3 protein-coding genes are annotated in these 6,662 nt (G+C 41.6%); 1 reads left to right on the forward strand and 2 read right to left on the reverse strand.

Annotated features, from left to right (window positions below):
- Nucleotides 1-7: 7 nt before the first annotated feature.
- Together G628_RS0102730 and G628_RS0102735 are read right to left on the reverse strand one after the other, a co-directional pair.
- Nucleotides 8-886, reverse strand: a complete 879-nt coding sequence (locus tag G628_RS0102730) for a membrane protein (protein ID WP_026666820.1) — start codon at nucleotides 884-886, stop codon at nucleotides 8-10.
- A gap of 95 nt (nucleotides 887-981) precedes the next feature.
- Nucleotides 982-1,893, reverse strand: a complete 912-nt coding sequence (locus G628_RS0102735) for a hypothetical protein (protein ID WP_027208391.1) — start codon at nucleotides 1,891-1,893, stop codon at nucleotides 982-984.
- 152 nt (nucleotides 1,894-2,045) lie between these two features.
- Here G628_RS0102735 and G628_RS0102740 point away from each other — a divergent pair, with 152 nt between their 5' ends.
- A complete protein-coding gene (locus tag G628_RS0102740; protein ID WP_034500523.1) occupies nucleotides 2,046-6,299 on the forward strand; it encodes a 2-hydroxyacyl-CoA dehydratase in 4,254 nt (1,417 codons plus the stop codon).
- Nucleotides 6,300-6,662: the final 363 nt, after the last annotated feature.

Genomic DNA, 6,662 nt, shown 5'->3' on the forward strand with positions numbered 1-6,662 from the left:
TTAAGCCTCACTTTACATGTACATGATTAAACAAATGATCCTGACAATACTCGTAGTTTCCGTTACATTTTGAGCAGAATCTGAATTCGAGATTGGGATCGTCAAGTTCCGTTCTTCCGCAAACCGCGCATTTATGCCTTGTTATTCCCTTAGGCTGCATCTTAACGCTTGATTTAAATTCTCTTTTTCTCTTGATCTCACCCGGTCTGAACTGGTTGAGATTACCTGTACTCATATAAAAGAGTAGCAAGTTGATAAACTGGGAAGCTATCGCAAAAAATGTCGCAAAATCCTTATTTATAAGCGCTCCGATGCACTGATATGCAAGGATAAGCCCGTATGCGATCGCAATCCATCTCACCTTGATCGGAATGAGGAACATCAAAAGCACCTGAATATCCGGGTACATAACAGAAAAAGCAAGAAATACCATCATCTGGATAAAATATGTGCTAAACGAACCGGACGCCCTGAACATCACCATTCCGAGCGCATCACCTGTAATGCCGAAAAATACGTGATACACAAGCATTGTCGCAAAAGAAGCGAGGATCATAAGGATCATTCCGCCAAAAATAAACACATTATATCTGAATGTCCCAAGTGTCCTCTCCATTCCGGTTCCGACAAAATAATAGAACATCAAAGTTATGATAATAAGAAGACTGAAGCTTCCGGGCGGTATCAGAACCCATGAAACAAGTCTCCAGATCTGCCCATGCAAGATCAGATACGGATCGAGCGTAAGAAAACGTGTTATATTCACGCTCTGCGGCGCAAGCTGCAGCACATAACCCACGGCATACAGCATAACAATGTACTTTGTAAGATTTACGATCGCGTATTTACCGATTTTTCTCTCAAGATCATTCAAAAATTTGTTCATTCACTAAGCCTCTGTTTTTTTATTTGATATTTTTTGATTTTATCATTGTGAGAATTTATTGTAAACAAGCCGCTTACTTATATTATAGGTTATATTTATTGTTCATTTTCAAGTTTGTTTGCTTTTTTCAGTCTGTCTTCAAAAATGCAGTCTTTAAAGAAATAAAAAAGTTGGTCAGTCGTGCGCATCTTAGTTATTTCATTAATAAGAATATTTGCCGGAATCTGGATCAGAACGCATATCGTAAGCGTCGTAAACCAGAACACAACTCCGTACAATGAAATCCCAAGAAGCGGCACATTATTTGCAAGTATCATTCCCTTATCATAAAGTCCGGGGAGCGAAAAAAACGCAATCATCATCTGCTCAAACTTTGAATCGACAAGCTGCGCTACGCTTGGAATGAGCATCGCCGCAAATATTATTCCGATTATCTGTTCGTGATGAAGGCTCAAAATACTGTGCCTTTTCTTAAAAAATCCGCCAAGAAAATAGATGTTTAGGTCATCCTTTGTACACCCTTTTGCCTTGGCCAAAAGAGCTATTGCCTTATATAGTTTTTCCTTATTTGAATCTTTATCGTCGAAATATTTTCTAAGCCCCAGTTTATGCTTGTTTTCAAATGCTTTTATAATAAAAAAAACTGCGATCATTGAAAGCGGCGCCCAGAATATTCCTGCGACACTTCCAAAGTAAACTGATAATGTCAGAAGCAACAAAAAGATCATACATGCTACGAGATATATGAAGTACATTATTGTCTTTTTCTTTTTATCCGATTCATATTTCTCAATAGCCTGTGTCTTGATTTCCTCCGTTACTATCACCGTTCCGAGCGATACTTTATAATTTTTATTATTTGAATCTATTGAAAGTTCGTAGAAAAGTTTGGTCACATCTTCCCACCACTCTCTTGCACGATCTTTTTCTTTTTCGAGATTTTTTTCCTGCTCTTTTCTTTGTTTTATTTGTTCTTTCTTTAATATCTTATCTATTTCTGTTTCCATATAACATCTCCAAAACTGATGCTTAAGTATACCATAAAGTGTTTTATCTTAAACAGAGTTTGGCAGCGTATATCGTATTCAGTAAATTGATTTTTAATCACTCGTGCATTATAATCAATATAATTATGCATATTAATAAGAAGAGGTTAACAATGATTTCTAAAGACTATACTTTAGGTATTGACATCGGATCCACCACAGTCAAGGTGGCTCTCTTGGATAAAGAAAGAAATATAATCTTTTCCGACTATAAAAGGCACTTTGCAAACATTCAGGAAACTTTGGCTGAACTTCTTGTAGAAGCAAGTAAGAAGTCGGGTAATGTCCTGCTTCACCCCGTTATCACAGGTTCGGGCGGACTTACACTTGCCAAACACCTTGATGTACCTTTTGTTCAGGAAGTTATTGCAGTATCAACTTCGCTCAAGACTCTCGCTCCCAAGACTGACGTAGCGATTGAGCTCGGCGGTGAAGATGCGAAGATTATTTATTTCGAAGACGGAAATGTAGAACAGCGTATGAATGGAATCTGTGCCGGTGGTACAGGTTCTTTTATCGACCAGATGGCGTCGCTTTTACAGACAGATGCCTCAGGGCTTAATAAGTATGCCAAAAATTACAATTCACTGTATACAATTGCGGCCAGATGCGGCGTTTTCGCTAAGTCCGACATTCAGCCATTAATCAATGAAGGTGCAACCAAGGAAGACCTTGCAGCTTCTATTTTCCAGGCCGTTGTCAACCAGACAATCTCAGGTCTTGCATGTGGAAAGCCTATTCGTGGACACGTTGCTTTCCTCGGCGGTCCTCTGCACTTCCTTGACCAGCTCAAGGCTGCATTTATCAGGACTCTTAATCTCGATGAGGAACATACTATAGAGACAGACAACTCTCATCTTTTTGCAGCAATCGGCTCTGCCCTTAACGCTGATGAGAAAGTCTGCTATGAGATGGATGAGATGGTAAAAAAACTGTCTCACAAGATTGTCATGGATGCTGAAGTATCACGTCTTGACCCTCTTTTTGAGAATGAAGATGAATACAAAAAATTCAGAGCACGTCAGGATCAGTACAAAGTAAAGACAAGAAAGCTCGATGATTACAAAGGAAATGCATTTCTTGGAATCGACGCGGGCTCTACTACAACAAAATGCGCACTTATAAGTGAAGACGGCGATCTTCTTTATTCTTTCTATTCAAGCAATAACGGAAGTCCGCTTAAAACAGCGATTTCTTCCATTCAGGAAATATATAAGCTCATGCCCGAAGGCGTTAAGATCTCAAGAGCATGTTCAACAGGTTACGGCGAGGCGCTTCTTAAATCTGCGCTTCTTCTTGATGATGGCGAAGTTGAGACAATCGCTCACTACAACGCCGCTGCTTTCTTTGATCCCAAGGTTGACTGTATCCTTGATATCGGCGGTCAGGACATGAAGTGTATTCATATAAAGAACCAGTCCGTTGATTCTGTACAGCTCAACGAAGCTTGCTCATCAGGATGCGGCTCTTTCATTGAAACTTTTGCAAAATCTCTGTCTTACAGCGTTCAGGACTTTGCTAAGGTTGCTTTGTTTGCGAAGTCTCCCGTAGATCTCGGAACAAGATGTACTGTATTTATGAATTCAAGAGTTAAGCAGGCTCAGAAGGAAGGCGCCGATGTTGCCGATATTTCTTCAGGTCTTGCATACTCTGTTATTAAGAACGCCTTGTTTAAGGTTATCAAGGTATCTGATGCCAAGGATCTTGGCTCACACATCGTTGTTCAGGGTGGAACTTTCTACAATGATGCGGTTCTTCGCGCATTTGAGATTATTTCAGGCGCAGAAGCAATCCGTCCCGACATTGCCGGGATTATGGGCGCTTTCGGTGCTGCTCTTATCGCAAGAGACAGATTTTTTGAAACAGATGATTACAAGACAACCATGCTCACGATCGATCAGATCAACAAACTCGAGTACACAACGAGCATGACAACATGTCAGGGATGCACCAACCACTGCCGACTTACTATCAACAAGTTTACAGGCGGTCGCCAGCACATCTCAGGAAACAGATGTGAGCGCGGAATCGGCAAGGTGAAAAATGCCGACAATATCCCTAATCTTTTTGACTATAAATATAAGAGAATTTTCAGATACGAGCCTCTTACCGCCGACAAGGCAACAAGAGGAACCGTAGGTATTCCGAGAGTCCTTAATTTCTACGAGAACTATCCTTTCTGGTTTACGTTCTTTACAAATCTCGGTTACAGAGTTGTTCTTTCACCAAGATCGACTCACCGGATTTACGAGCTCGGAATCGAATCAATCCCGAGTGAATCGGAATGCTATCCTGCAAAGCTCTCGCACGGACATATCGAGTGGCTTATTAAGCAGAAGGTTGACTTTATCTTCTATCCCGGTCTTTTCTATGAGAGAAAAGAGGTTGAGGGTGCAACCAACCACTATAACTGCCCTATTGTCACTTCATATTCCGAGAACATAAAGAACAACGTTGAGGCAATTACAAACGGCGAAGTTAAGATAAGAAATCCTTTCATGGCATTCACAAGCCTTGAGATTGCTACAGATGCTCTTGTAAAAGAGTTTTCTGAGATTCCTGCAGGTGAGATCATCAAAGCCGCTAAACTTGGCTGGGATGAAATGGAAAATGCAAGAAACGACATCCGCAAAAAAGGTGAAGAAACCCTTAAGTGGATGGAGGAAAACAACAAGCATGGTATCGTTCTTGCCGGAAGACCTTACCACGTGGATCCGGAGATCAATCACGGAATCCCTGATATGATCTGCTCTTACGGTGTTGCGGTTCTTACGGAAGACAGTGTTTCGCACCTTGGAAAACCCGAGAGACCTCTTATCGTTTCCGACCAGTGGATGTACCACTCAAGACTTTACGCCGCTGCAAGCTTTGTAAAGACAAGGGATGACATTGATCTTATTCAGCTAAACTCCTTCGGGTGCGGACTTGACGCCGTTACAACGGACCAGGTAAATGACATTCTCGCAGGCTCAGACAAGATCTATACATGCCTTAAGATCGACGAAGTAAATAACCTCGGAAGCGCAAGGATCAGAGTAAGATCTCTTCTTGCCGCTATCAGAGTTCGTAAGCAACATAATAAAGAAAGAACAATCAGGTCAAGTGCATACAACAGGGTGATCTTTGATGAGAACATGAGAAAGAATTATACAATTCTCGTTCCTCAGATGTCTCCCATCCACTTTGACATCCTTGAACCCGCCTTCGCATCCTGCGGTTACAATTTTGTCGTAATGCAAAACGATAACAGGCACGCAGTCGAAGTCGGACTTAAATATGTAAATAACGATGCCTGCTACCCTTCACTCTGGGTTGTTGGTCAGATAATGGATGAACTCTTATCAGGCAAATATGACCTCAACAAAGTTGCAGTCATGATGTCACAGACAGGTGGCGGATGCAGAGCTACAAACTATGTAAGCTTTATCAGACGTGCTCTTAAGAAAGCCGGAATGGAACAGATTCCTGTTGTTTCTCTTAACTTAAGTAAGCTTGAAGCAAATCCGGGGTTCCATTTAGATGCCAAGATGTTTATCAAGGCTGCTTATGCGGTTATTTTCGGTGATATATTCATGAGATGTGTCTACAGAATGAGACCTTATGAGAGAATTCCGGGTTCTGTAAACGCATGCCACGAGAAATGGCTTGAAAAGTGCAAGAAATTCGTGACATCAAAGCATCCAAGCCTTTTCAAATTTGAAAAGATGTGTAAAGCTATCGTTGAAGACTTTGACAGAATCGAGATCACAGACGAAGTTAAACCTCGCGTAGGTATTGTCGGAGAAATTCTGGTTAAGTTTGCTCCCGCAGCAAATAACCACCTTGTTAAACTCCTTGAGGATGAAGGCGCAGAAGCCGTTGTTCCGGATCTTATGGACTTCATGCTCTACTGCTTCTACAACCAGATCTACAAGGCAGAAAACATCGGAACTTCCAAGAAGACCGCACTCTTCTGCAGATTTGGAATATGGGGATTAGAGAAGCTTCGAAGCAGCGCTTCTAAGGCATTTGAAAAGAGTGTTCACTTCGATCCGCCTACAGACATCTATGAGACTGTCGAGTACGCTAAACCTATCGTAGATATCGGAAATCAGACAGGTGAGGGATGGTTCCTTACAGGTGAGATGGTTGAACTTATCAAGAATGGCGCAAGCAACATTGTATGTACACAGCCTTTCGGATGTCTTCCAAACCACGTTGTCGGTAAGGGTGTAATCAAGCAGATGCGACACCTCTATCCCGGCTGCAACATTGTTGCGATAGACTACGATCCCGGCGCTTCAGAAGTAAATCAGCTCAATCGTATCAAGCTGATGCTCTCCACCGCTCAGAAAAAAGTCGAAGAAAAAGTCAGAAAGACAAGTTAAGAAAATATAAGAAAATCAGGGACAAAAGCAGGTTATGCTGTGAAGAATTGCTTTTTACATAAACATTTCGGGGACGCTTTCGCTTCTTGTGCTTCGTAGCGGTACTAACGCCACAAAAAACGTGGCGCAAGTACCGACGAGCACAAAGACCCTCTCAGCTGTTTATGTAGAAAAGCAATTCCGCAGTAGATTACGAGCTTTTGTCCCTGATTTTATATACTCATCTTCTTTCATTTACATTTTTACTGACGAAAATTCTTAAGATTAGCAATCGAGTAGGAGGAATTTCTCATAAATGAGAAATTCCGACCTCTCACACCACCGTGCGTACCGTTCGGTACACGGCGGTTCAATCAACTTAAC

It is taken from the genome of Butyrivibrio hungatei NK4A153 (assembly GCF_000424465.1).
In the GTDB taxonomy this organism is placed as follows: domain Bacteria; phylum Bacillota; class Clostridia; order Lachnospirales; family Lachnospiraceae; genus Butyrivibrio; species Butyrivibrio hungatei_A.